The sequence below is a fragment of the Nonomuraea bangladeshensis genome (assembly GCF_039529455.1).
In the GTDB taxonomy this organism is placed as follows: Bacteria; Actinomycetota; Actinomycetes; order Streptosporangiales; family Streptosporangiaceae; genus Nonomuraea; species Nonomuraea bangladeshensis.
The window spans coordinates 21,862-42,106 of record NZ_BAAAMV010000005.1 but is presented as its reverse complement, the minus strand read 5'-3'; the positions used below and the strand labels follow the sequence as shown (position 1 = coordinate 42,106).

At 73.1% G+C, this 20,245-nt stretch carries 24 protein-coding genes; 11 read left to right on the top strand and 13 right to left on the bottom strand.

Features of this window, described 5'->3' with window-relative positions:
* Window positions 1–69 precede the first annotated feature (69 nt).
* The gene (locus tag ABD292_RS15930; protein WP_344208017.1) at window positions 70–1,137 is read left to right on the top strand and encodes an alpha/beta hydrolase family protein; all 1,068 of its coding nucleotides are present in this window, start codon (window positions 70–72) and stop codon (window positions 1,135–1,137) included.
* On the opposite strand, the gene ABD292_RS15925 is transcribed toward ABD292_RS15930, so the two are convergent.
* Complete coding sequence (locus ABD292_RS15925; RefSeq protein WP_344208016.1) at window positions 1,098–1,922, bottom strand: NAD(P)H-binding protein; 825 nt, start codon at window positions 1,920–1,922, stop codon at window positions 1,098–1,100. The two genes, ABD292_RS15930 and ABD292_RS15925, sit on opposite strands and share 40 nt — an antisense overlap.
* A 59-nt stretch (window positions 1,923–1,981) precedes the next feature.
* Complete coding sequence (locus ABD292_RS15920) at window positions 1,982–3,160, bottom strand: FAD-dependent monooxygenase (protein ID WP_344208015.1); 1,179 nt, start codon at window positions 3,158–3,160, stop codon at window positions 1,982–1,984.
* 60 nt (window positions 3,161–3,220) lie between these two features.
* Here ABD292_RS15920 and ABD292_RS15915 point away from each other — a divergent pair, with 60 nt between their 5' ends.
* Window positions 3,221–3,799 (top strand): TetR/AcrR family transcriptional regulator, encoded by a 579-nt coding sequence (locus tag ABD292_RS15915; protein ID WP_344208014.1) that lies wholly within the window; start codon window positions 3,221–3,223, stop codon window positions 3,797–3,799.
* On the opposite strand, the gene ABD292_RS15910 is transcribed toward ABD292_RS15915, so the two are convergent.
* The 3 genes from ABD292_RS15910 to ABD292_RS15900 are packed head-to-tail and all read right to left on the bottom strand — an operon-like array spanning window position 3,796 to window position 5,415.
* Window positions 3,796–4,434 carry a maleylpyruvate isomerase N-terminal domain-containing protein gene (locus tag ABD292_RS15910; RefSeq protein WP_344208013.1) on the bottom strand — a complete coding sequence of 213 codons (639 nt, stop codon included), beginning with the start codon at window positions 4,432–4,434 and terminating at the stop codon, window positions 3,796–3,798. The genes ABD292_RS15915 and ABD292_RS15910 overlap by 4 nt on opposite strands.
* 19 nt (window positions 4,435–4,453) lie before the next feature.
* Window positions 4,454–4,768 (bottom strand): DMT family transporter, encoded by a 315-nt coding sequence (locus ABD292_RS15905; RefSeq protein ID WP_344208012.1) that lies wholly within the window; start codon window positions 4,766–4,768, stop codon window positions 4,454–4,456.
* Window positions 4,765–5,415 (bottom strand): FMN-dependent NADH-azoreductase, encoded by a 651-nt coding sequence (locus tag ABD292_RS15900; protein WP_344208011.1) that lies wholly within the window; start codon window positions 5,413–5,415, stop codon window positions 4,765–4,767. The genes ABD292_RS15905 and ABD292_RS15900 overlap by 4 nt, the downstream gene beginning before the upstream one ends.
* Window positions 5,416–5,491: 76 nt before the next feature.
* On the opposite strand from ABD292_RS15900, the gene ABD292_RS15895 reads away from it, so the two are divergent.
* A complete protein-coding gene (locus tag ABD292_RS15895; RefSeq protein WP_344208010.1) occupies window positions 5,492–6,052 on the top strand; it encodes a TetR/AcrR family transcriptional regulator in 561 nt (186 codons plus the stop codon).
* Here the strand turns inward: ABD292_RS15895 and ABD292_RS15890 are convergent.
* Window positions 6,033–6,761, bottom strand: a complete 729-nt coding sequence (locus ABD292_RS15890; RefSeq protein WP_344208009.1) for a nucleotidyltransferase domain-containing protein — start codon at window positions 6,759–6,761, stop codon at window positions 6,033–6,035. The two genes, ABD292_RS15895 and ABD292_RS15890, sit on opposite strands and share 20 nt — an antisense overlap.
* A gap of 10 nt (window positions 6,762–6,771) precedes the next feature.
* Between ABD292_RS15890 and ABD292_RS15885 the strand changes: the two genes are divergently transcribed.
* Complete coding sequence (locus ABD292_RS15885; protein WP_344208008.1) at window positions 6,772–7,587, top strand: SDR family NAD(P)-dependent oxidoreductase; 816 nt, start codon at window positions 6,772–6,774, stop codon at window positions 7,585–7,587.
* A 34-nt stretch (window positions 7,588–7,621) separates the two neighbouring features.
* Complete coding sequence (locus tag ABD292_RS15880; RefSeq protein WP_344208007.1) at window positions 7,622–8,029, top strand: hypothetical protein; 408 nt, start codon at window positions 7,622–7,624, stop codon at window positions 8,027–8,029.
* Window positions 8,030–8,044: 15 nt separating this feature from the next.
* Here the strand turns inward: ABD292_RS15880 and ABD292_RS15875 are convergent, their stop codons facing one another.
* Complete coding sequence (locus ABD292_RS15875) at window positions 8,045–8,671, bottom strand: HAD family hydrolase (protein ID WP_344208005.1); 627 nt, start codon at window positions 8,669–8,671, stop codon at window positions 8,045–8,047.
* Between the two features lie 129 nt (window positions 8,672–8,800).
* Here ABD292_RS15875 and ABD292_RS15870 point away from each other — a divergent pair, with 129 nt between their 5' ends.
* Window positions 8,801–10,603, top strand: coding sequence for an alkyl/aryl-sulfatase (locus tag ABD292_RS15870; protein WP_344208003.1), 1,803 nt, complete (start codon window positions 8,801–8,803; stop codon window positions 10,601–10,603).
* Here ABD292_RS15870 and ABD292_RS15865 read toward each other — a convergent pair.
* Complete coding sequence (locus ABD292_RS15865) at window positions 10,593–11,093, bottom strand: hypothetical protein (protein WP_344208001.1); 501 nt, start codon at window positions 11,091–11,093, stop codon at window positions 10,593–10,595. The genes ABD292_RS15870 and ABD292_RS15865 overlap by 11 nt on opposite strands.
* A 59-nt stretch (window positions 11,094–11,152) precedes the next feature.
* Entirely contained in the window at window positions 11,153–12,580 is a 1,428-nt protein-coding gene (locus ABD292_RS15860) for a purine-cytosine permease family protein (RefSeq protein WP_344207999.1), read from the bottom strand.
* 123 nt (window positions 12,581–12,703) lie between these two features.
* Here ABD292_RS15860 and ABD292_RS15855 point away from each other — a divergent pair, with 123 nt between their 5' ends.
* A complete protein-coding gene (locus ABD292_RS15855; RefSeq protein ID WP_344207998.1) occupies window positions 12,704–14,107 on the top strand; it encodes an MFS transporter in 1,404 nt (467 codons plus the stop codon).
* A 13-nt stretch (window positions 14,108–14,120) separates the two neighbouring features.
* Here the strand turns inward: ABD292_RS15855 and ABD292_RS15850 are convergent, their stop codons facing one another.
* Both ABD292_RS15850 and ABD292_RS15845 read right to left on the bottom strand, forming a co-directional pair.
* Window positions 14,121–15,104 carry an NAD-dependent epimerase/dehydratase family protein gene (locus tag ABD292_RS15850; protein WP_344207997.1) on the bottom strand — a complete coding sequence of 328 codons (984 nt, stop codon included), beginning with the start codon at window positions 15,102–15,104 and terminating at the stop codon, window positions 14,121–14,123.
* A gap of 87 nt (window positions 15,105–15,191) precedes the next feature.
* Entirely contained in the window at window positions 15,192–15,368 is a 177-nt protein-coding gene (locus ABD292_RS15845; protein ID WP_344207996.1) for a hypothetical protein, read from the bottom strand.
* A gap of 152 nt (window positions 15,369–15,520) precedes the next feature.
* Here ABD292_RS15845 and ABD292_RS15840 point away from each other — a divergent pair, with 152 nt between their 5' ends.
* From ABD292_RS15840 to ABD292_RS15825, 4 genes are all read left to right on the top strand, one after another.
* A complete protein-coding gene (locus tag ABD292_RS15840; protein ID WP_344207995.1) occupies window positions 15,521–15,835 on the top strand; it encodes a MazG nucleotide pyrophosphohydrolase domain-containing protein in 315 nt (104 codons plus the stop codon).
* Between the two features lie 79 nt (window positions 15,836–15,914).
* Window positions 15,915–16,682, top strand: a complete 768-nt coding sequence (locus ABD292_RS15835) for an NAD(P)H-binding protein (protein WP_344207994.1) — start codon at window positions 15,915–15,917, stop codon at window positions 16,680–16,682.
* Between the two features lie 27 nt (window positions 16,683–16,709).
* Window positions 16,710–17,414 carry a class I SAM-dependent methyltransferase gene (locus tag ABD292_RS15830; protein ID WP_344207993.1) on the top strand — a complete coding sequence of 235 codons (705 nt, stop codon included), beginning with the start codon at window positions 16,710–16,712 and terminating at the stop codon, window positions 17,412–17,414.
* Between the two features lie 87 nt (window positions 17,415–17,501).
* Entirely contained in the window at window positions 17,502–17,846 is a 345-nt protein-coding gene (locus ABD292_RS15825) for a DoxX family protein (protein ID WP_344207992.1), read from the top strand.
* On the opposite strand, the gene ABD292_RS15820 is transcribed toward ABD292_RS15825, so the two are convergent.
* Both ABD292_RS15820 and ABD292_RS15815 read right to left on the bottom strand, forming a co-directional pair.
* A complete protein-coding gene (locus tag ABD292_RS15820) occupies window positions 17,847–19,064 on the bottom strand; it encodes a hypothetical protein (RefSeq protein ID WP_344207991.1) in 1,218 nt (405 codons plus the stop codon).
* Complete coding sequence (locus ABD292_RS15815) at window positions 19,061–20,161, bottom strand: HesA/MoeB/ThiF family protein (protein WP_344207990.1); 1,101 nt, start codon at window positions 20,159–20,161, stop codon at window positions 19,061–19,063. The genes ABD292_RS15820 and ABD292_RS15815 overlap by 4 nt, the downstream gene beginning before the upstream one ends.
* Window positions 20,162–20,245 lie beyond the last annotated feature (84 nt).

The window sequence follows — 20,245 nt, the reverse complement described above, 5'->3', positions numbered from 1 at the left end:
GAAAGTAGGGGGCGGCGACCGACGATCGGGGCGCACACCCCGGCGGCTCCCGCCGCCAGATTGGCTCCCATGCTGAAGATCCTGACCGCCCTGTCCTTGATCGCGGTGCCGCCGCAGGCGGACCTCGCGCTGCCTGAGCCCACCGGGCCGCTGCCCGTGGGCACGACCGACCTGCACCTGGTGGACGAGAGCCGCCCCGACCCCTGGAACCCGGAGGCGGACCGGCGCGAGCTGATGGTCACCCTCTGGTACCCGGCCCGGCGCGACAACGGCGAGCGGGCGCGCTACCTGAGCCCGCAGGAGTCCGCCGCGGTCCTCGCCCCCTACCGCGACGTCCCCCCGGACGCGCTCACCCAGGTCAGGACCCACGCCGGGCGGGAGGCTCCCGTCCGCGCGGGCCGCCATCCGCTCGTCGTCCTCTCGCCCGGCTTCACCTTCCCCCGCGCCACCCTGACCTCGCTCGGCGAGGACCTGGCGAGCCGGGGCTACCTGGTCGCCGCCGTCGAGCACACCTACGAGTCGGTCGCCACCACGTTCCCCGACGGCCGCACGACCACGTGTCTCGCCTGCGTCCCCGGCCAGGACGGCGCCGTCGTCGCGGCCGGGCGGGCTGCCGACGTGAGTTTCGTGCTGGACGAGCTGACGGCGGGGCGCTGGGGCCGGTCCGTCGACCGTGCGCGGATCGCCGTGGCCGGCCATTCGATGGGCGGCAACAGCTCCGCCGCCGTCCTGGCGAAGGACCGCCGGGTCAAGGCCGGCGCCAACCTGGACGGCACCTTCATCCCGCCGGTCGAGCGCCTGGACCGGCCGTTCCTGCTGATCGGCTCGCCGCGTACGCATGCGTGGGACGGCAGCGACGACTCGTGGAAGAAGTCCTGGGCCCATCTGAAGGGCCCGAAGAAGTGGATCACGATCGCCGGCACCGACCACTCCGCCTTCGTGGACCACGCCGTGCTCCGGCCCCCGCTCGGCATCCCCGCGCAGGAGCTGGACGGCGTGCGCGCGCTGCGGATCACCCGCGATCACCTCGCGGCCTTCCTCGACCGCCATCTGCGGGGCCGGAAGACGCCCGTCCCGGCCTATCCCGAGGTCGTCGATCAGGGGCGGAAGGCGGCGGCGTTCTCCTCGGCCCACTGACGGAAGCTCCTGGCGTCCCGACCGGTGACCTCCTTGACGGTCGGGACGACGGTGTAGCCGATCTCCGGCGTGTGGCCGAGCGCGCCGATCAGGAACTCGACGGTCTCCTCGCCCATGCCGTCGGCGCGCCACTTGGCACGGGCCTCGTCCACGGTGAGCTCGACGAAGCGTACGTCCCTGCCGATGGCGCCGGCCAGGATCGCGACCTTCTCCCTGAGCGTGATGGCCTCGGGGCCGGTCAGCACGTACGCCCGCCCGCCGTGCCCGCCCTCGGTGAGCACGGTCGCGGCCACGGCGGCGATGTCGCGCTCGTGCACCAGCGCGCTCAGCCGGTCGCCGAACGGCTCCTTGATGACGCCCTCGGTCCGGACCGTCTCCGCCCACCAGCGCAGCGTGTTGGACATGAACTCGACCGGGTGCAGCAGCGTCCACTCGATGCCGCTGCCCGCGAGCGCCCGCTCCAGCCCGCCGTCCTCGCGCCCGCCGAGCACGGTGACCCGCCGTACGCCGGCCGCGGCGGCCAGCTCGACCAGGGCGGCGCCGTCGGGGAGCGGGGCGTAGTCGTCGCCCGCGAAGTTGATGAGGTGCGCGGCCTCGACGCCGTCGAAGACGCCGGCCAGCTCGGCGGGCCTGGCGAGGTCGCCCGCGACCACCTCGACGCCCTCGGGCAGGTCGGCCCTGGCGGGGTTCCTGGTCAGGGCGCGGACCCGCTGCCCGGCGGCGAGCAGCTCCTCGACGACGAGACGGCCGACGGTCCCGGTGGCGCCGGTGACGAGAACGGTCATGATGAGGCCTCTCTTCTGGAACGGAACGTTCTGCTCTCAGTTTAGCAGAACGGAACGATTCATTCCACGTAATCCTTGAGCGCAATGGCGTTCGCCGCCTTGCGGATCGGCCCGGCCACGCGCTCCACCATGCGGTCGCGGCCCGGCAGGCGGGGGATCAGCCGGATCATCGCGAGCTGGAACCACAGGGCGAACCGCGACGGGATCACCATGCCCTTGAGGTTGGCGTCCGCCAGCGCCTGGTTGGCCGCGACGAAGTCGCGCAGCTCCCGCTCGTAGCCCTCCGGGCCGCGGCCCGCCGCCAGCTCGCCGGCCAGCACGTACGCCCCCACCACCGCCAGGCTCGTGCCCTGCCCCGACGCGGGGGAGGCGCAGTACGCCGCGTCGCCGAGCAGCACCACCCGCCCCTTCGACCAGCGGTCCATGCGGATCTGGCAGACCGCGTCGAAGTAGAGGTCGTCGGCCGCGCGCACCGCGTCGAGCAGGCGCGGCACCTCCCAGCGCATCCCGGACATGGCCGCGCCCAGCAGCTCCTTCTGCCGCTCGACGTCCCGGTGGTCGTAGGCGAGCGGCGGGGACGACCAGATGAACATGGCCCTGGCCACGCCGGCGTCCTGGCGGGTGCTGTAGACGTTGGCGGTGCGGCCGGGGGCCGCGTGCACCGCCTCCTCGCGGTCCAGGCCGAGCGGGTCGGGCACCGAGCAGATCGAGACGTAGTGGCCGAGGTGGCGGACGAAGCCCTCCTCCGGGCCGAACGCGAGCCGCCGGACGTTGGAGTGCGCGCCGTCGGCCCCGATCACCAGGTCGAACACGCGCGGTGCTGAGCGCTCGAAGCTGACGGTGCCGTCCTCGGCGATGGCCGTGACCGAGTCGTCGAAGACGTACTCGACCTCGTCGCGGGTCAGCTCGTACAGCAGCTCGTTGAGGTCGCCGCGCATGATCTCGACGTCGTCGCCCGAGCGCCCGCCGAACAGGTCGGCGTCCATGGTCGCGACCTTCCTGCCGTCGGCGTCGTAGTGGGTGGCGACGCGCATGTCCGTGGCGCGGGCGCGGACCGCGTCCATGAGGCCCATGCGCTCGATCACCCGCAGCGCCGCGCCCCTGAGGTCCACCTTGTAGCCGCCCGAGCGGACGGCGGGCGCCCGCTCGACCACGGTGACGGTGAAGCCGTGCCGGCGCAGCCAGTAGGCCGCGGACGTGCCGGCGATGCTCGCGCCGGAGATGAGGATGTTCACCATGCCGCAGACAGTACATCTGTCTTAGACGCTTGTCTAGGACGATTGTGCTAGTCTGTGAGCATGGGAAACAGGGAGGACCTGCTGGCGGGCGCGAAGCGGTGCCTGGTCGAGAAGGGCTACGTCCGCACCACGGCGCGCGACGTCGCGAGCGCGTCGGGCGTGAGCCTCGCGGCCATCGGCTACCACTTCAAGTCGAAGGAGGCGCTGCTCAACGAGGCGCTGTTCGAGGTCATGCGGGAGTGGGGCGAGGAGCTGGCGGCCACGCTGTCGGCCACGCTGCCGGCCGGGGCGGCGCCGGGCGCGGACCGGCTGGAGCGCTTCGCCGTGGTCTGGGACCGGGTGCTGGAGTCGTTCGCGCGGCTGCGGCCGCTCTGGGTGACGCAGCTCGAACTCCTGGGCCAGGTCGAGCACCTGCCGGAGGTGCGCGACCAGCTCGCCGCCGCGAACAGGGAGGCCCAGGAAGGGCTCGCGGAGCTCTTCGAGGGCGGCGAGCCGGGCGCCGATCCCGAGCGTGCCCGGCTGACCGGCGCGCTCTACCAGGCGCTGCTCACCGGGTTCCTGTCCCAGTGGCTGCTCGATCCCGAGCGGGCGCTGTCGGGCCGCGAGGTGGCCGCCGCCCTGCGCCTGGTGACCGCTTAGAAGGCGCTGATGGTGGCCGGGGCGCGCTCGGCCCGGCTCAGCGCGCGGATGACCGCCGTCGCGCCGTGCCGGTGCACCGCCAGCCGGGCCAGCAGCTCGACCACGGGCCTGATGACCTCCGGCGGCAGCGCGGGCGTCTCGACGCCCACGCTCGCGGCCAGGTCGTCGGCGTGGACCACCAGCTCGACCAGGCGGGTGAGCAGGAAGTCGTCCAGGGTGAGCGCCCAGCCGGACGCCTTCACGTGGACCACCCGGTCGGCGGGCTCGGCGGGCAGCGCGGTGATCTGCGTGTCGAGCAGCGCCCGCGTCCGCTCGACCAGCGCGGCCGGGCCGTCGGCCGCGGCGGCTTCGCCGCCCCGCCGGATGCCGACGTTGATCTCGTGGTCGAGGCCCGCCTCCACCCATGGCGAGCGCGAGTAGTGCTCCAGGAGGTCGATCGGCTCGTGGCCGGCGCCGTCGGAGTCGAGCACGTCGCGAACCCGGACGATCTGGTGCGCCAGGTGCCCCGCCAGCCCCGCCACGCTGAACTCGGTGAGCGCGCTCGGCTTGTCCCAGCCCGCCGTCACCGCCGGATGCCCGAGCAGCGACACCGCCGACGTCGCGGCGATCACGTACGAGTTCCTGATGTCCACCATCGCTCGCCCTTCCCTCGTGTCAGGCCGTGACCCGGGCCAACACTATCCCTCCCACGATCAGCCCGAGCGCGGCCATCCGTCCCACCGAGACGGGGTCGTCGTGGAGCACCACGCCCAGCGTGATCGCGCCGACCGCGCCGATGCCGGTGAAGACCGCGTACGCGGTGCCGACCGGCAGCGTGTTCATGGCCCGCGACAGCAGCCAGACGGCGGCGGCCATGAGCAGCAGGCTGACCAGCGTGGGCAGCGGGCGGGTGAAGTTCTGGGTCGGCTTGATGCTCTGCGACCAGGCCACCTCCACCAGCCCGGCCAGCAGCAGGACGAGCCAGCTCATCGTGCCGCCGCCGTGAGAGCCTGGGCGCGGACCTGGGCGCGGGCCGCGGCCAGCGACTCCTCGTGCCGCTCGCGCAGGTGGGCGAGCGCCGGGTCGAGACGGGCGTTGACCAGCTCGGCGTGGACGAACGTCACGTCCTCGACCTGGAAGTGGCCGCGGAAGAAGTCGCGCAGGTAGCGCTCCTCGTGGTCGTAAGGCTCGCGGGGGGTGCCGGGGCCGTACGCGCCGCCCCGCGCGCCGGTCACCACGAACGAGCGGCCCGCCAGCGACATCTTGGGGAAGGTGATCTGGTCGAGCCACGCCTTGAGCGACGACGGGATCGAGTAGTTGTACATCGGCGTGCCGATCAGCACGACGTCGGCCGCGAGGACCTCGGCGAGCAGCGGCTCGACGATCGCCCAGGCGTCCCGCTGGGCGGGCGTGCGGACCGCCTCCTGGTAGCGGGCGGGGTCGGTGATCTCGTGCTCCAGGACGTGGTCGCACAGCTCCGTCCACGCCTCGCCGATGTGCGGCACGGGGCGGGCCGCGAGGTCGCGGTAGGTGTAGCCGGTGCCGGGGTGGGCGGCGTGCCAGGCGTCGGCGTACTCGGCGGACAGCTGACGCGAGAACGAGTTCCGGCGCGCGCTGGCGTCCAGGTGCAGCAGCATCGTGGTTCTCCTCAGATATGTGGACGCTGTGTCCACTTCACTATAAGCGGACGCTGTGTCCACATACAATGGGCGCATGGAAAGAGCCGACGCCGCCCGCAACCGCGCCAGAATCCTGGAGGCCGCCGCCGCACTCTTCGCCGAGCGCCCGCCGCAGGACGTGACGATGGACGACATCGCCAAGAAGGCCGGCGTCGGCCGGGGCACGCTCTACCGGCGCTATCCCGACCGCGCCTCGATCGCCGTCGCGCTGCTCGACGAGCACGAACGCGCGCTTCAGGAACGGCTGCTGCGCGGCGAGCCGCCGCTCGGCCCCGGCGCGCCGCCCGCCGACCGGCTCGCCGCCTTCTACGCCGCGATGGTGCGCCTGCTGGAGGACCACGCCCACCTGGTGCTGGGCACGGAGGTGGGCCGCTCGCGCTTCGAGACCGGCGCGTACGGCTTCTGGCGGGCCCACGTACGGGCCCTGCTCGTGGCGGCCGGCACACCCGACCCGGACGCGCTGGTGGAGGTGCTGCTCGCCCCCCTCGCCCCCGAGGTGTACGGCTACCAGCGCGACCGGCTCGGCCTCACCCCGGCCCGCATCACCGAGGCGCTGACCCGCCTGACCGTCCTGCTCAGGCCAGCGTCTTCCTGATCGCCGACCTGATGAACGCGCGGGCCAGCTTGGCCCGGCGGAAGCGGCTGAGCCGGGGGCCCGGGGTGCCGTACCTGCGGGCGCGCACGTCGGCCACCACGAGCTCGGGCGCGCCCATCCCCGGCAGCAGGTCCAGGGCCTCCCGCTTGGTGACGAGCCGCCCGTCGGCGAGCGTGACCGCGGCCCGCGCGACCGTCACCGTGCCGAGGTCCACCCAGATGTCCCGCAGCCAGCGCCGCCGCCCGCGCGTCTTCTCCAGCCAGAAGTCCCGCAGGTCCGTACGGACGAACTCGGCCAGCTCGGCGTCCGACACCGGCGGCAGCAGCCCGGCGGGCGACGGCCCGTACAGTTCGAGCGCCTTCACGTGCAGCTCGCGCCGGGTCACGGGGGTCACCGGGCGGCGGAAGATCTCCTCGTGCGCCCACGTCACGTGCTCGGCGGACGGATCGGCCAGCTCCTGGCGGGCGAGGTACGAGCAGTGCAGCCGATCCGCCAGCGGCAGGTCCAGGCCGCGGTGCACGGCCTTGATCCGCCGCCAGTGCCCCATCGTGACCGGCTCGTCCACGACCGCGATGAGATCGAGGTCGCTGCGGCCGGGCTGGTAGTCGTCGGTCGCCAGCGACCCGTGGGCCCACAGCGCGACGAGGGGGACGGCGGGCTCCACGGCCTCCAGGAAACGGCTCAGCAGCCGGTCGGTCGCGACGTGCATGATGGTCACTATGATCGATCCTCGCCTCACTGGAAAGGTCGCGTTGATCACTGGCGCCAATCAGGGCATCGGGGCGGCGGCCGCGATCGCGCTGGCGGCCCAGGGGGTGGCGGTCTTCCTGACGTACAAACGGCTCGACCCGCTGAAGCATCCGGCCTATCCCGAGGCGTACGACCGGCTGCGCGCCCGCGACGCCGGCGAGGTCGTGGCGCGGGTGCGCGGGGCGGGCGGCAGGGCGGAGTCGGCGGAGGCCGACCTCGCCGACCCGGAGACGCCCGGCCGGCTGTTCGACCTGGCGGAGGCGGCGTTCGGCCCGGTCGAGATCCTGGTCAACAACGCGAGCGGCTGGGTCAGCGACACCTTCGCGGCCCAGGAGCACGACGGTTTCGGTCGCCCGACGCGGCGGGTGGACGCCGCGACGCACGACCGCCAGTTCGCGGTGGACGTGCGCGCGCCCGCGCTGCTCATCGCCGAGTTCGCCCGGCGGCACGTCGCCCGCGGCGCGAGCTGGGGCCGCATCATCGGCCTGACCTCCGCAGGGCCGCACGGCTTCCCCGGCGAGGTCAGCTACGGCGCGGCCAAGTCGGCTCAGGAGAGCTACACGATGTCGGCGGCCCACGAGCTGGGCCGCCACGGCGTCACCGCCAACATGGTCCACCCCCCGATCACCGACACCGGCTGGATCAACGAGGAGGTGGAGAGCCTGGCCCGCGAGCACGGCCCGATCGGCAGTGTCGGCCTGCCGGAGGAGGTGGCCGAGGTGATCACCTACCTCGCCTCCCACCAGGCGCGCCGGGTGACCGCGCAGGTGATCAGAATGTACTGACCGGGGTGATTCCCGAGCGCTGAAATCCGGAATCATGACTGAGGTTCTGCAGGTCGTCATCGGAGGGCCGGCGGCGGCGATACCGCTTTCCGATCCTTATCTGGCTGATGTCCTCGATCTCCTGCAGACCGTCGACAGCGTAATGTGGCAGATTCGGGCGGCAGAGATCATTCGCCGGGGCCTGGACCTCCCCAGGGGTTACCCCCGGAGGGTGACCCAGGTGTATGTTCCTCCTCCGCCGGACGAGCCGCCCGGCCGGATTCCGAGAGATGTGCGCAACCGCATGCGGCGCGAGATCGAGGACAAGCCGCCCGGCCTCGCGCGGATCACCCGAATATCCAAAACGTCCTGGTGGAAAGGGCGCGAGGAGGCGCTGAAAGCGAAACAGTCCTTCGAGAAGCTGCGTGACGCGGGCGTGGAGATGCGGCAGCTCGAGGATTGACCGCGATGGCGGCGCTCAGGGGAGCAGGTCGGGGGTGAGCGCGGCGAGGTCGGGCAGGACCCGCCAGGCCAGCGCCAGCGCGTCCGGGGCGGGCGGGTAGCGGGGGTGCGGCACCGCGATGACCCGCATGCCCGCCGCGTGCGCGGAGCGCAGCCCGTTGCTGGAGTCCTCGACCGCGACGCAGCCGCGCGGGTCCACCTCCATGCGCCGGGCCGCCTCCAGGTAGCCGTCGGGCGCGGGCTTGCCCCGTTCGACCTCCTCGGTCGAGACCGTGGCCGCGAAGCAGTCCGTCAGCCCGGCCGCGTCCAGCACCACGTCGATCAACCGGCGGGGGGACGAGCTGGCGAGCCCGAGCACGCGCCCGGCCGCGAGCCGCCGTACGGCCTCCACCGCGCCCGGCATCAGCGGCACCTCGTCGCGGTAGCGGGCCGCCATCTGGTCGACGACCCCGCGCGCGATCTCGTCGGGCGACAGGCGCACGCCCAGCTCGTGCAGGTACGCGGCCCACTCGCCGGTGCTCATGCCCATGAGCTGCGACTGGGTGTCCGGCTGCCACGTGCCGCCGTGCTCGGCCACGAACGCCCGCCGCACCTCCTCCCACACCGGCTCGGAGTCGACCAGCACGCCATCGAGATCGAACACGCACGCTCCCATGAACGATCACTCTAACCACCCGACCGGCCGTCCCGCTTGTCCCTATTGCCCGAGATTCATGCTCTAAGGGGGAATTGTTGAGCTACCCGGGAACCTCTCCCGGGCAGGCGGACAGACATGGCAGACCTTCCACTTCGCGACACGGGCGACTTCGAGGACGCCGATCGCGGCTTCATCGCCAAGCTCGACCCCGGAGTGATCAAAACGGCCGACGGCAGGGTCATCTGGGACATCGACGCCTACGACTTCCTCCACGACGAACGCCCCGAGACGGCCCACCCCAGCCTGTGGCGCCAGGCCAGGCTCTGCGCCCGCCAAGGTCTGTACGAGGTCACCCCGGGCGTCTACCAGGTGCGCGGCCTCGACCTGGCCAACATGACGCTGGTCGAGGGCGAGCGGGGCGTCGTCGTCATCGACCCGCTCGGCTCCGTCGAGTGCGCCGCCGCCGCGCTCAAGCTCTACCGCGCCCACCGCGGGGAGCGCCCCGTCACCGGCGTCGTCTACACCCACCCCCACACCGACCACTTCGGCGGCGGGCGCGGCGTCACCCACGGCGGCGTCCCGATCCTGGCCGCCGCCGGGTTCCTGGAGCACGCGGTCGCGGAGAGCCTGTACGCAGGACCCGCGCGGGCCCGCCGCGCCGTCTACATGTACGGCCCCGCCCTGCCCCGCTCGCCGGAGGGCCAGCTCGGCTCCGGCCTCGGCATGACCGTCGCCCCAGGCACCCGCTCGCTGCTCCCGCCCACGCTGGAGGTCGCCCGTACCGGTCAGGAGGAGACCGTCGACGGCGTGCCGCTGCTCTTCCAGCTCACCCCCGGCGGCGGCGCGCCCGCCGAGCTGAGCATCCTCCTGCCCGCGCACCGGGCGCTGTTCCTCGCCGAGAACGCCGGCCGCGGCCAGCACGCCGTCCTGTCCCTGCGCGGCTCCGCGGTCCGCGACCCCCGGGCGTGGTCCCGCCACCTCGACGAGGCGCTCGCCCTGCTCGCCCCGCACGCCGACGTCGCGCTCGCCGCGCACCACTGGCCCACCTGGGGCGGCGACGGCATCGCCGGCTACCTCGCCCGGCAGCGCGACCTGTACGCGTACCTGCACGACCAGACCCTGCGCCTGCTCAACAAGGGCCTGACCGCCGCCGAGATCGCCGAGGCCGTACGCCTGCCGCCCGAGCTGGAGCACGCCTGGCACGCCCGCGGCCACCACGGCTCGACCGCGCACAACGTCAAGGCCGTCTACCAGCGCTACCTCGGCTGGTTCGACGGCAACCCGGCCCACCTCTGGGAGCACCCGCCGAGGGAGAGCGCCATCAGGTACGTCGACTGCCTGGGCGGCGGCGCGGCCGTGGTCGCCTGCGCCCGCCGCTACCTCGGCGAGAACGACCTGCGCTTCGCCGTCCAGCTGCTCAACCACGCCATCTTCGCCGACGAGGGCAACAAGGAGGCCCGCGACCTGCTCGCCGAGGTCTACACCCGGCTCGGCCACGGCGCGGAGAACGCCGCCTGGCGCAACTTCTACCTGACGGCCGCGCTGGAGCTCACCGACGGCATCGTGCCCGCCACGCCGGAGCGGACCCCGCCGGACGTGCTCGCCGCGCTGAGCGTGGCGCAGATCTTCGACACGCTCGCCGTACGGGTGGACGGGCCGCGCGCCTGGCACGAACGCCTGGCCATCGACTGGCACCTCACCGATCTCGGCGAGCGCCACCGCACGACCCTGTCCAACGGCGCCCTCATCCACCAGCCGAACCCGCCCGCCGACGTGCCGCCCGACCTGACCCTGCGGCTGACGAAGGCGCAGCTCGTGGGGCTGATGGCGGGCAAGGGCGTGGAGGGCGTGGAGCGTGAGGGCGACACGACGGCGCTCAAGCGCCTGGTGGCCGTCCTCGACCATCCGATCCCGGACTTCGCGATCGTCACGGCGTGACCGGCGGCGCGGGCCGCTCCTGAACGGGCCCGCCGGCATGCTCGCGCATGGACCGGCAGGCGAGCGCGAGCAGCGTGACCACGACCGCCGCCAGCGCGGGCCCCACCACCAGCGGCACCGTCAGCTCGCCCGCGTGCCATGCCGCCGCGAGGACCGCCGCCGACGTCACCGCCCCCACCCCGAACATCGCCAGCCAGAGCGGCAGCATCCGTACGAAGGCGTAGAGCAGCGGGAACGCCGGCCACACGAACGGCGCGGAAACGACGGCCAGCACCAGCCAGAGCGCCGTCACCGCCCCGAGCCACACGGGCCCGGCCACCGGACGCCCCTCGGCCGACGGCCCGGCCGCGTAGAGCGCGCCGAGCAGCACGCCGCCCGCGGCGATCCCCACTTGGTCCTCACGCAGCACGGTGACCACGGCCATCGCCAGCAGCCCGAAGACCGTGAGATGCACCGCCCACGCCAGCAGCCGCAACGGTATGTCCATCATCGATCACCAACAGTAACGGCGATCGGCCGCCGGCGCGACGCACCCGGCGGTGCCGGCTCTCAGGCGCCGGCCCGGTCCTCCGCGCGGCGGCGCGCGCTCACCGGCGCCGTGGCCGCGAAGTACAGCACCCCGGCCACCACCAGCGCGATCACCACGCCGATGTTCGCCGCCCCGAACGTGGACCCCTTCAGCTCCTCGCTCATCAGGAACCCGACGACCTTCGCGATGTTCTCGTCCGCCGAGGTGATCAACCCCATCCCGACGACCGACGCGACGACCAGCGCGGCGACCCCCGTCCAGTTGACGGCGGGCCCGCCGGGACGCAGCAGCCGCTCGTCGTAGCCGCGCCCGCCGTCACGCATCCGCCACATGTCAACCAGGAAGATCGCCACCCAGGCGGCCATCACCACGCCGACGATCGCCAGGAACGCCTGGAAGGTGCCGAAGAAGCTGTCGCTGACGAACAGCAGGTAGTAGCCGCCGAGCACCATGAGCACCCCGTCGATGAGCACCGCGAGATGCCGCCGCACCGGGACCCCGAGCGCCAGCATCGACAGCCCGGACGAGTAGATGTCCATGATCGCCCCGGCCAGGAACCCGCCGATCGCGGTCAGCAGGTACGGCAGCAGGAACCATGTCGGCAACGCCCCCGCCAGCGCCGCCACCGGATCGCCCCCGGCCGCCTCGGCGAGCTTCGGGTCGCCGCCCGCCAGCAGCACCCCGAACACCAGCAGCACCATCGGCGGCAGCGCGCCCCCGAGCGTCGTCCAGAACGCCACCGCCCGCCCGGACGAGCGGGAGGGCAGGTAGCGCGAGTAGTCCGCGCCGCAGTTGACCCAGCCGAGGCCGAGCAGCGTCATCGCGAAGATGATCCCGCCGATCCAGCCGCCGGCTCCGGTGGTGGTCTCCAGCGACACGCCGAGCCTCGGCGTCATGAGCGCCATGTAGACGACGGTCAGCACGACGAACGCGTACGTCAGGTACCGCTGCACCACCATGATCAGCGCGTGTCCGTACACGCCGACGGCGATCACGACCAGCGCCGCGACGGCGAAGCAGACGGCGGTGGCGGTCGTGCGGGGGAGATCGGGCGCGAGCCGGGCGAGGATGGCCGCCCCGCTCTGCGCCGACAGCGTGACCAGCACGATCTCCCAGCCGACGTTCGAGATGTACGACAGCGTGGCGGGCAGCTTGTTGCCCTGGTAGCCGAAGGGCGCCCGGCCCAGCGTCATCGTCGGCACGCCGGACCGGGCGCCGCCGACCGCGACCAGGCCGACCAGCAGGAACGACAGGACGTACCCGACGGCGCCGGTGATGATCGCGGGGACGACGCCGAGCCCGAGCCCGACGATGTAGACGCCGAACGCGACCCCGAACAGCGACAGGTTGGAGCCGGCCCAGGGCCAGAAGAGGTCACCCGGCCGGCCGTGCCGCTCCGCCTCGGGGACCGCGTTGATGCCGTTCTGCTCGACGGCCATCGTGTCCATGATCCGGACGTTACAACCGGTCTGTGACGAAACCCACCCTATGGGGATATCGGGATCGTTACGGCGACGAAATCCTGGTTAGGGAAGGACGATATCCGCAGGCCGGGGGAAGGGCAGCCGTTGATGAAGGCGTCGTCATGGCGGGCCGACCCGCGCGGGCGTGCGCTCGCCGTCTGCCTGGTGGCGGCGTTCATGACCGGGCTCGACGTCAGCATCGTGAACGTGGCGCTGCCGTCCATCCGCGAGGGCCTGCACGCGATGGAGGACGGCCTCCAGTGGACGCTGTCCGGGTACGCGCTCACGTTCGGCCTGCTGCTGGTGCCGGCCGGGCGGCTGGGGGACGCGCGGAGCCGGCGCACGCTGTTCATGTGGGGGGTGGTGCTGTTCACGCTGGCCAGCGTCGCCTGCGGGCTCGCCTGGAACATGAACGTGCTCATCGTGTCGAGACTCCTCCAGGGCATGGCGGCCGGGATGCTGAACCCGCAGGTGTCGGGGCTGATCCAGCAGATGTTCCGCGGGCACGAGCGGGGCCGCGCCTTCGGCGCCCTGGGCGCCACCATCGGCGTCTCCACGGCGGCCGGCCCCCTGATCGGCGGAGCGCTGGTGACCGGGTTCGGTACGGAGTTCGGGTGGCGCTGGGTCTTCCTGGTCAACCTCCCGATCGGCCTCGCCCTCCTCCCGCTGGCCCACCGCGTGCTCCCCACCCCGGACCCGGCGCAGCTCTCCAGGCGGCGGGAGAGCATGGACCCCGTCGGCGTCGTGCTGCTCGGCCTGGGCGTGGGCTGCCTGCTCCTGCCCTTCATCCAGCAGCACCAGTGGCACGGCCAGGCGAAGTGGCTGCTCGTCCCCGCCGCCCTGATCGTCCTGGGCGTCTTCGTGGCGTGGGAGCGCGCCTACCGCCGCGAACCCCTGATCGACCTGGCGCTCTTCCGCAAGCGCTCCTACAGCCTGGGCTCCGCCATCGCCCTGTTCTACTTCGCGGGCTTCACCGGCATCTTCTTCACATTCACGCTCTACCTGCAGAGCGGCCTCGACTACAGCCCCCTCATGGCGGGGCTGTCGATCACGCCGTTCGCGCTGGGCTCGGCCTCCGCCTCCGTGGTCGGCGGACGGCTGGTGGGCCGGGCGGGCCGCCGGCTGGTGGCCGCCGGGCTCACGACCGTGATCGTCGGGCTGTGCGCCACGATGGCCGCCACCGCGCTCGTGCCCGGTCACAACGTCGGCCTGGCCACCGCCCTGCCGCTGCTGATCGCGGGCGTGGGCAGCGGCCTGGTCATCTCGCCGAACCAGGCGATCACCCTGTCCGAGGTGCCGCCTGCCGGCGGCGGCAGCGCGGCGGGCGTGCTGCAGACCGGTCAGCGCCTCGGCTCGTCGATCGGCATCGCCGCCGCCGGCTCGGTCTTCTTCAGCTCCCTTCCCCAGGGCTGGCCGACCGCCTTCCGCCACGGCCTCCTGGTGGTGCTCACGTGCGTCTCCATCGCCCTGCTGGCCGCCGGCTTCGACCTCGTCCGCACCTACCGCCGCTGACGACTCGGCCTGGTCATGAGCCCAGCAGGCGGGCCTCCACCTCCGAGTCGAGGCCGATGCGGGGGCGGTCGGGGCGGTGCGGCGCCTCGCCGCCGATGCCGCGCAGCCACGCCCACGTGTCGCCCACCGTCTCGGCCACCGGCCGGAAGCTCAGCCCGGCCGCCACCGCCTTCGACACGTCGCCGCCGTGCAGGAAGTCGTAGTCGGACCCGACCAGCCAGAACGGCAGCTCCGTCCACGGCTGCACCCCGGCCGCCAGGATCGTCTCCGGCTCGACCCAGCGCAGCTCCGCCGCCGCCCCCGTCACCTCGACACAGGTCTCCAGGATCTCCCGCATCGTCACGAACCCGGGCGGGCTCACCACGTTGAACGCCCCGCCGACGCCGCGCTCGGCCGCCCGCAGGCACCACAGCGCGAGGTCGCGCGCGTCGATGTACTGGAGCCCCTGCTCGGCGGGGCCGGGCGCGAGGACCGGCCCGCCCCGCGCGATCCGGCCGAGCCACCACGGCAGCCGCCCGACGTTCTCGTGCGGCCCGATGATCAGCCCGGCCCTGGCCAGCAGCGCCCGCTCCCCGAACGCCGCCACCGCCGCCAGCTCGCCGCCCGCCTTGTTCCTGGCGTAGTCGGAGGGATCGTCGTCGTCGGCCGAGGCCGTCACCACCGGCGCGCTCTCGTCGGCGCCGAACGCCACAGGCTCGGCGTGAACGGATCTGCTGGAGACGTAGACGTAGTGGCCCGCCCGCCCGGCGAGCAGCGCGGCCGCGTCACGCACCGCCGAGGCCGCCCACGACCAGGTGTCGACCACGACGTCCCACTCGCCGCGCTCCAGCGCCGCGAGGCCGCCGGGGGCCGTGCGGTCGCCGAGCAGCGCGGTGACCCCGGCCGGTGGCGCGTGGGTGCCCCGGTTGAACACGGTGACGTCCCACCCGAGGCCGAGCGCCTCCTCGACGACCGCGCGCCCCACGAACTCCGTGCCGCCCAGCACCAGGATTCTCATGGCGCCCACTCTGGCGCAGGCGGCGGCCCGCGCGTGCCCTTGCACGCCCGCAGCGGAATCGCCATGGGCGAAACCGCGCCGGGCGCCTCAGAACTCGCAGCCGCCCGGGTCCAGCAGGTCGTCGTCGAACTCCGGGGGAGGGGGCGGCTTCGGCACGCGCCGCTCGCCGTGCTCCATCCCCGGCCGCAACCGCCCGGACACCCGGACGGTGAGCCCCTGGCCGCCGCGCGGACCGGCTTCCAGCAACACCTCGATGTCCCGCATCGCCCCGTCCTCTCGCCTCTCGCCGCCGTCGTCCGTTCCGAATGATGGACGGCACGGATGCACGGAGCGTGGCGAAACGCCCCTCATGGCACCCCGCTTACCGAATCTCGATCCCCCATAGGCCCGGCCCGTGCGGGCCGTACACTCCGGGGGTGGACCTGCGGCAGCTCTCCGACGCGATCGAGTCCGTCTCCAGCCGGTACGCCGCCTCGCTCGGCGTCGAGCGGGACGACATCTGGCACATGCTGAAGCTGCAGGAGGAGGTCGGCGAGCTCACCCAGGCGTTCCTCACCCGCACCGGCAGGGCCAGGACCAGGGGCCGCACCCCGGCCGAGATCGAGGCCGACTTCCGCGCGGAGCTGGCCGACGTGCTGTGCCAGGTGCTGCTCCTCGCCCGCCACCACGGCGTGGACGTGGAGGCGGAGGTCCGGCGCAAATGGCTGAACCGCCTGCCCGATCAGGGGTGAGCCGGGAAAATGCGTGGCGCGGCCGTGCCATGCGGGAGTTCACTGGGGCGGTCCCCCCCCGCGAAGGAGCCCTTCCCGCATGATCGTGATCACGGCCGCCTCCGGCGCGCTCGGCCGCCTCGTCCTCGACCGGCTGCGAGCGACCGGAGCGGAGGTGACGGCCGCCGTCCGCCAACCCGCCCGCGCGCCCGAGGGCGTCCCGGCCCGCCACGGCGACTACGACGACCCCCGCAGCCTGCGGGCCGCCTTCGAGGGCGCCGACCGCCTCCTGCTGATCTCCTCGCCCGAGCTCGACACCGCCCGCAGGATCGAGCAGCACCTGGCCGCCGTGGCCGCCGCCAAGGAGACCGGCGTGGGCGCGATCGTCTTCACCAGCTTCCTCGGCGCCGACACCGCCGCCACCGGCCTGACCGAGGCGTACCACGTGACCGAGCGGGCGATCATCGACAGCGGCCTGCCCTACACGCTGCTCCGCCACCCCTACTACAGCGACGCGTTCGTGCCGCGCGTCACCGCGGACGGGGAGATCGTGAGCTCCACCGGCGGCCGGGGGCTCAACACCGCCTTCCGCGCCGACCTCGCCGCGGCCGCGGCGAACGTCCTGACCGGCGGCGACGGCCATCTGGGCCGGGCCTACGACTTCACCGGGCCGCTGTGGACGTACCCGGAGGTCGCCGCGGCCCTGGGCGCCACCTACCGCGAGACCGACGCCGGCGAGGGGCCCATGGGCTGGATCTCCGCCAGGATCCGCGCGGGCGCGCTGGAGCGGCAGACCCCCGACCTCGAACGCGTGCTCGGCCGCCCCGCCGAGACCGTGATCTCCCGCCTCCGGGCGGGCACGGCATGATCCGGACGTGCACTACGGTTGCCGCTCATGGCCGACTTCATCTCCCTCCCCTTCTACGACCTGTTCCACGAGAACGGTCACGTCCCGATCATCCGTGAGAAGCTGCCGCCGCTCCTGACCGGGGTGACGCGCAGCATCCTGGAGATCGGCGCCGGCTCCGGCCTGATCACCGTCTCGCTGGCCGAGTGGACCCCGGCGGAGATCTTCGCGCTGGAGCCCTCGGACGGCATGCGCGGCATCCTGCTGTCCCGGCTGTGCGGCCGTCCCGAGCTCCTCGACCGGGTCACCGTCCTGCCCTGCGACGCGCTCGCCGCGCGGGTGCCCGAGCCGGTCGAGGCCGTCGTGATGATCAACGTCATGTACTCGATGCCGCACGACTACCGCAAGCGGCTGTGGCCGCTGCTCGCCGAGCTCACGGAGCCCGGCGGCCTGCTCGTCTTCACCTGGCACGACGGTGGCGCGCCCGCCACGCGGCCGGTCGAGAAGCTGGAGAGCCGCCAGGTGGGCCGCCACACCTACTCCATCTGGTCCGGGCTCACCCGGCTGGACGAGGAGACCTTCGAGGGCCGCTTCATCCACCGCATCGAGGAGGGCGACACGGTGATCAGCGAGGAGGAGCTGGTCGGCGAGGCCTACCGGCCGCTCTGGCCGACCATCGAGAGCGAGCTCACCGGCGCCGGCTTCACCCGCGAGGACGCCCCCGACGGACTGCTCGCCTGGCGTCGTACCTGAGCGGTCACACTTCCGGCGGCTGAGGGGTCAACGAGATGCCGGGCCGTACGCGGCCCGGCATCCGTAACGCCGGAAGGAGAGCCACCGATGTCCACCGCCGCTGTCGTCGTCACCGTCCTCACCGCCCTCTGGGTGGGGTTCTCGGCCCTGTCGGTCTTCATCCGCGCCAAGTGGGTCGTGGAGCCGCTCGCCGAGTACGGCGTGCCGCGCGCCGCCTGGCCCTGGCTGGGCACGGCCAAGGCGCTGGGCGCGGCCGGCCTGCTCGCCGGGCTGGTCGTGTCCCCGATCGGCGTGGCAGCCGGGATCGGCCTGGTGGTGTACTTCACGGGCGCGGTCGTCACCGTGCTCCGCGCCCGTTCGTACGGGCACGTGCCGTTCCCGCTGCTCTACCTGACGCCGGTCGTGGTCGCCATGGCGCTCACGGCCGCCTGATCAGCGCCGGGCGGCGAGGCGCGCCACGTACTCCTTGACGGCCAGGGAGAGCGCCAGCGCCTCGGGGCCGAGCAGCAGCCCGGCGCAGAGCAGCCGATACCAGAACGCGGCGGTCAGGGGCCCCTCGGCCAGCCCCTCGGCCGTCCAGCGCAGCACCTCGGCGAAGACCGGCAGCAGCAGCAGGCAGAACCAGGCGACCACGCCGGCGAAGCCCGCCAGCCACACCCAGCGGAACCAGCGCCCCACCCGCAGGTCGGTGTCGGTCGCGTCGGCCAGCTCGGCGGCCTCCTCCTCGCTCAGCCGCCCGAACGCCCGCCGCAGCATCAGCGTCTTCACCCGCCACAGGTTGCGGCAGCCGAGTGCGTTCACCAGCACCGCGTAGAGGTCGGTGCGCAGGAACACGAGGCTCTGCCAGAGCATCTGCATGATCTTGATGAACGCCCACGCGGCCAGCAGCGAGGCCACCAGCTCGGGAGCGTCCCACACGCCGGTGTCGATCAGCAGCCGGCCGGTGAGCAGCGCGGCCAGCAGCACGGAGTCGACGGCGAGACCGGCCAGCAACGGCCCGTACCGCTGGCGGCGCGGCAGCGTCCAGAGCTGGGTGAGGTCGGTCTCGAAGACGAGCATCCACAGGCGGCGGTCGACGCCGAAGCGGGTCTGGATGCCGAGGGCCCGCGCGCCGAGCCAGTGCCCGCACTCGTGGCTGGCCGCCGCGAACCACACGAACGGCAGCCAGGCGAGCGCGCTCAGCCCGGTGTCGCCGAAGGCGAAGGCGTCCTCGGCGGGGTCGGGGGCCAGGCCGGGGCGGACGACGACGACGGCCACCGAGTAGATCAGACAGGCGGCGTAGAAGGTCCAGGCGACGGGGCCGAAGAAGGGGCGGACCGTCTCCGGGCGGATGCCGGTCATCCAGCGGCGGGCCTGGATGGGCGCCGTGCGCACCGGCGCGGCCGTCTCCTCGCCCTCCTCCGCCAGGAAGCCGAGCTCCCCGAGGGTGTCGACGAACGACGGCACGTTGACCGGCTCCCCGGCGAACTCCTCCGCCTCGGCCGCCGCCTCCTCGACGCTCGCGCCCCGCTGGAGCGCGGCGATCACCACCCCGCCGACCGCCGGGATCGTCACGAACGTACCGGTCGCCGGATCGCCCACCAGCACCTCGTCCTCGCCCTCGGGAACGACGCTGAGCGGCTTGAGCCGGACCGTCGCGGGCACCGTCACCGCCGGTCACCCTCGCGCGGCGGCGCCAGGCGGCAGACCTGGCACTCCGGGTTCGCGGGGAGGGGCCGCCACTCCGGCGTCAGGCCCTCGCGCAGGTCGAGCGTGACCCGGTACCCGGCCGCCCGCGGCGGCTCGAACCCGGTGAGATAGCGCTGCGCCTCCAGCGCGAGCAACGAGCCCACCTGCATCGCCATCGGCCCGGTGAGCGGGTTGCTCAGCTTCATGTTCTCCACGATCCGGTACGCCACCGCCTCCGGGTCGTCCCCGATCGGCCGGTCGGCGTAGTCGCAGGCCAGGCACGCCGTTCGGCCCGGGTCCACGGACAGGTACATGAGCTGGCTGCGGTTCGCGCCCCCCAGCACGTACGGGATCCCGGCCCGCACCGCGGCCTCGTTCGCCCACAGGTTGGCGTGCGGATGGCCGTCGAGGCCGCCCGCGATGAGGTCCACGCCCTGGACCAGGTCCGCCAGGTCCTCCGGCGCGGACACCCAGCGGTCGACCGGATGGACCTTGATGGCGGGGTCGTACTCGCGGACCCAGGCCGCGGCCCGCTCGGCCTTCGACAACCCGATGTCGGCGTGGTGGTAGAGGAACTGGCGGGCGAAGTTGCGCGACTCGACGCGGTCCTGGTCCACCAGCGTCATCTCGCCGACGCCGAGCCCGGCCAGGCACTGGACCAGCGAGGACCCGCCCCCGCCGACGCCGAGCACCAGCACGTGCGCCTCGCGCATCGAGCGCTGGAACGCGCCCCGGTGCCGGTCCAGGGCGGAGTAGGTGCCGTAGAAGCTGAGGTTGGAGAAGTGTCGCTCGTTCTCCTGTGGATCGTCGAGCGCGCGGCCGTCGGCGTCCTCGACCAGGCCCAGGGAGTCGAGCCCGGCGAGGCCCTTGCCGACGTCCTCCTCGGAGAGCCGGAAACCGCGCCCGGCGAGGGCGACGCTCAGCTCGGCGGCGGTCCGTGGGGCCTCGCGCAGCTCGCTCAGGAGCGCGGCCACCTGCCCTTCGGGATCGCCCAGGGTGATCGCCTCGCGAGCGTCGAAGATCACGAGGAGGTCCTCGCCGATCGTCTCCCACTCGCATTCCTTCAACGCCACACGCATCGTGCCTCCAGCGCCGGCCAGTACGCAAAGGGAACCCGCGGGGAGCAAGCTCCCCGCGGGACATTCGTCAGGCGACGTCAGAGC

What these genes read in the sequence shown, in the direction of transcription:
- ABD292_RS15930 (WP_344208017.1), top strand. Translation starts at nt 70, where the DNA reads ATGCTGAAGATCCTGACCGCCCTGTCCTTGATCGCGGTGCCGCCGCAG.
- ABD292_RS15925 (WP_344208016.1), bottom strand. Translation starts at nt 1,922, where the DNA reads ATGACCGTTCTCGTCACCGGCGCCACCGGGACCGTCGGCCGTCTCGTC.
- ABD292_RS15920 (WP_344208015.1), bottom strand. Translation starts at nt 3,160, where the DNA reads ATGGTGAACATCCTCATCTCCGGCGCGAGCATCGCCGGCACGTCCGCG.
- ABD292_RS15915 (WP_344208014.1), top strand. Translation starts at nt 3,221, where the DNA reads ATGGGAAACAGGGAGGACCTGCTGGCGGGCGCGAAGCGGTGCCTGGTC.
- ABD292_RS15910 (WP_344208013.1), bottom strand. Translation starts at nt 4,434, where the DNA reads ATGGTGGACATCAGGAACTCGTACGTGATCGCCGCGACGTCGGCGGTG.
- ABD292_RS15905 (WP_344208012.1), bottom strand. Translation starts at nt 4,768, where the DNA reads ATGAGCTGGCTCGTCCTGCTGCTGGCCGGGCTGGTGGAGGTGGCCTGG.
- ABD292_RS15900 (WP_344208011.1), bottom strand. Translation starts at nt 5,415, where the DNA reads ATGCTGCTGCACCTGGACGCCAGCGCGCGCCGGAACTCGTTCTCGCGT.
- ABD292_RS15895 (WP_344208010.1), top strand. Translation starts at nt 5,492, where the DNA reads ATGGAAAGAGCCGACGCCGCCCGCAACCGCGCCAGAATCCTGGAGGCC.
- ABD292_RS15890 (WP_344208009.1), bottom strand. Translation starts at nt 6,761, where the DNA reads ATGCACGTCGCGACCGACCGGCTGCTGAGCCGTTTCCTGGAGGCCGTG.
- ABD292_RS15885 (WP_344208008.1), top strand. Translation starts at nt 6,772, where the DNA reads ATGATCGATCCTCGCCTCACTGGAAAGGTCGCGTTGATCACTGGCGCC.
- ABD292_RS15880 (WP_344208007.1), top strand. Translation starts at nt 7,622, where the DNA reads ATGACTGAGGTTCTGCAGGTCGTCATCGGAGGGCCGGCGGCGGCGATA.
- ABD292_RS15870 (WP_344208003.1), top strand. Translation starts at nt 8,801, where the DNA reads ATGGCAGACCTTCCACTTCGCGACACGGGCGACTTCGAGGACGCCGAT.
- ABD292_RS15865 (WP_344208001.1), bottom strand. Translation starts at nt 11,093, where the DNA reads ATGATGGACATACCGTTGCGGCTGCTGGCGTGGGCGGTGCATCTCACG.
- ABD292_RS15860 (WP_344207999.1), bottom strand. Translation starts at nt 12,580, where the DNA reads ATGGACACGATGGCCGTCGAGCAGAACGGCATCAACGCGGTCCCCGAG.
- ABD292_RS15855 (WP_344207998.1), top strand. Translation starts at nt 12,704, where the DNA reads ATGAAGGCGTCGTCATGGCGGGCCGACCCGCGCGGGCGTGCGCTCGCC.
- ABD292_RS15850 (WP_344207997.1), bottom strand. Translation starts at nt 15,104, where the DNA reads ATGAGAATCCTGGTGCTGGGCGGCACGGAGTTCGTGGGGCGCGCGGTC.
- ABD292_RS15845 (WP_344207996.1), bottom strand. Translation starts at nt 15,368, where the DNA reads ATGCGGGACATCGAGGTGTTGCTGGAAGCCGGTCCGCGCGGCGGCCAG.
- ABD292_RS15835 (WP_344207994.1), top strand. Translation starts at nt 15,915, where the DNA reads ATGATCGTGATCACGGCCGCCTCCGGCGCGCTCGGCCGCCTCGTCCTC.
- ABD292_RS15830 (WP_344207993.1), top strand. Translation starts at nt 16,710, where the DNA reads ATGGCCGACTTCATCTCCCTCCCCTTCTACGACCTGTTCCACGAGAAC.
- ABD292_RS15825 (WP_344207992.1), top strand. Translation starts at nt 17,502, where the DNA reads ATGTCCACCGCCGCTGTCGTCGTCACCGTCCTCACCGCCCTCTGGGTG.
- ABD292_RS15815 (WP_344207990.1), bottom strand. Translation starts at nt 20,161, where the DNA reads ATGCGTGTGGCGTTGAAGGAATGCGAGTGGGAGACGATCGGCGAGGAC.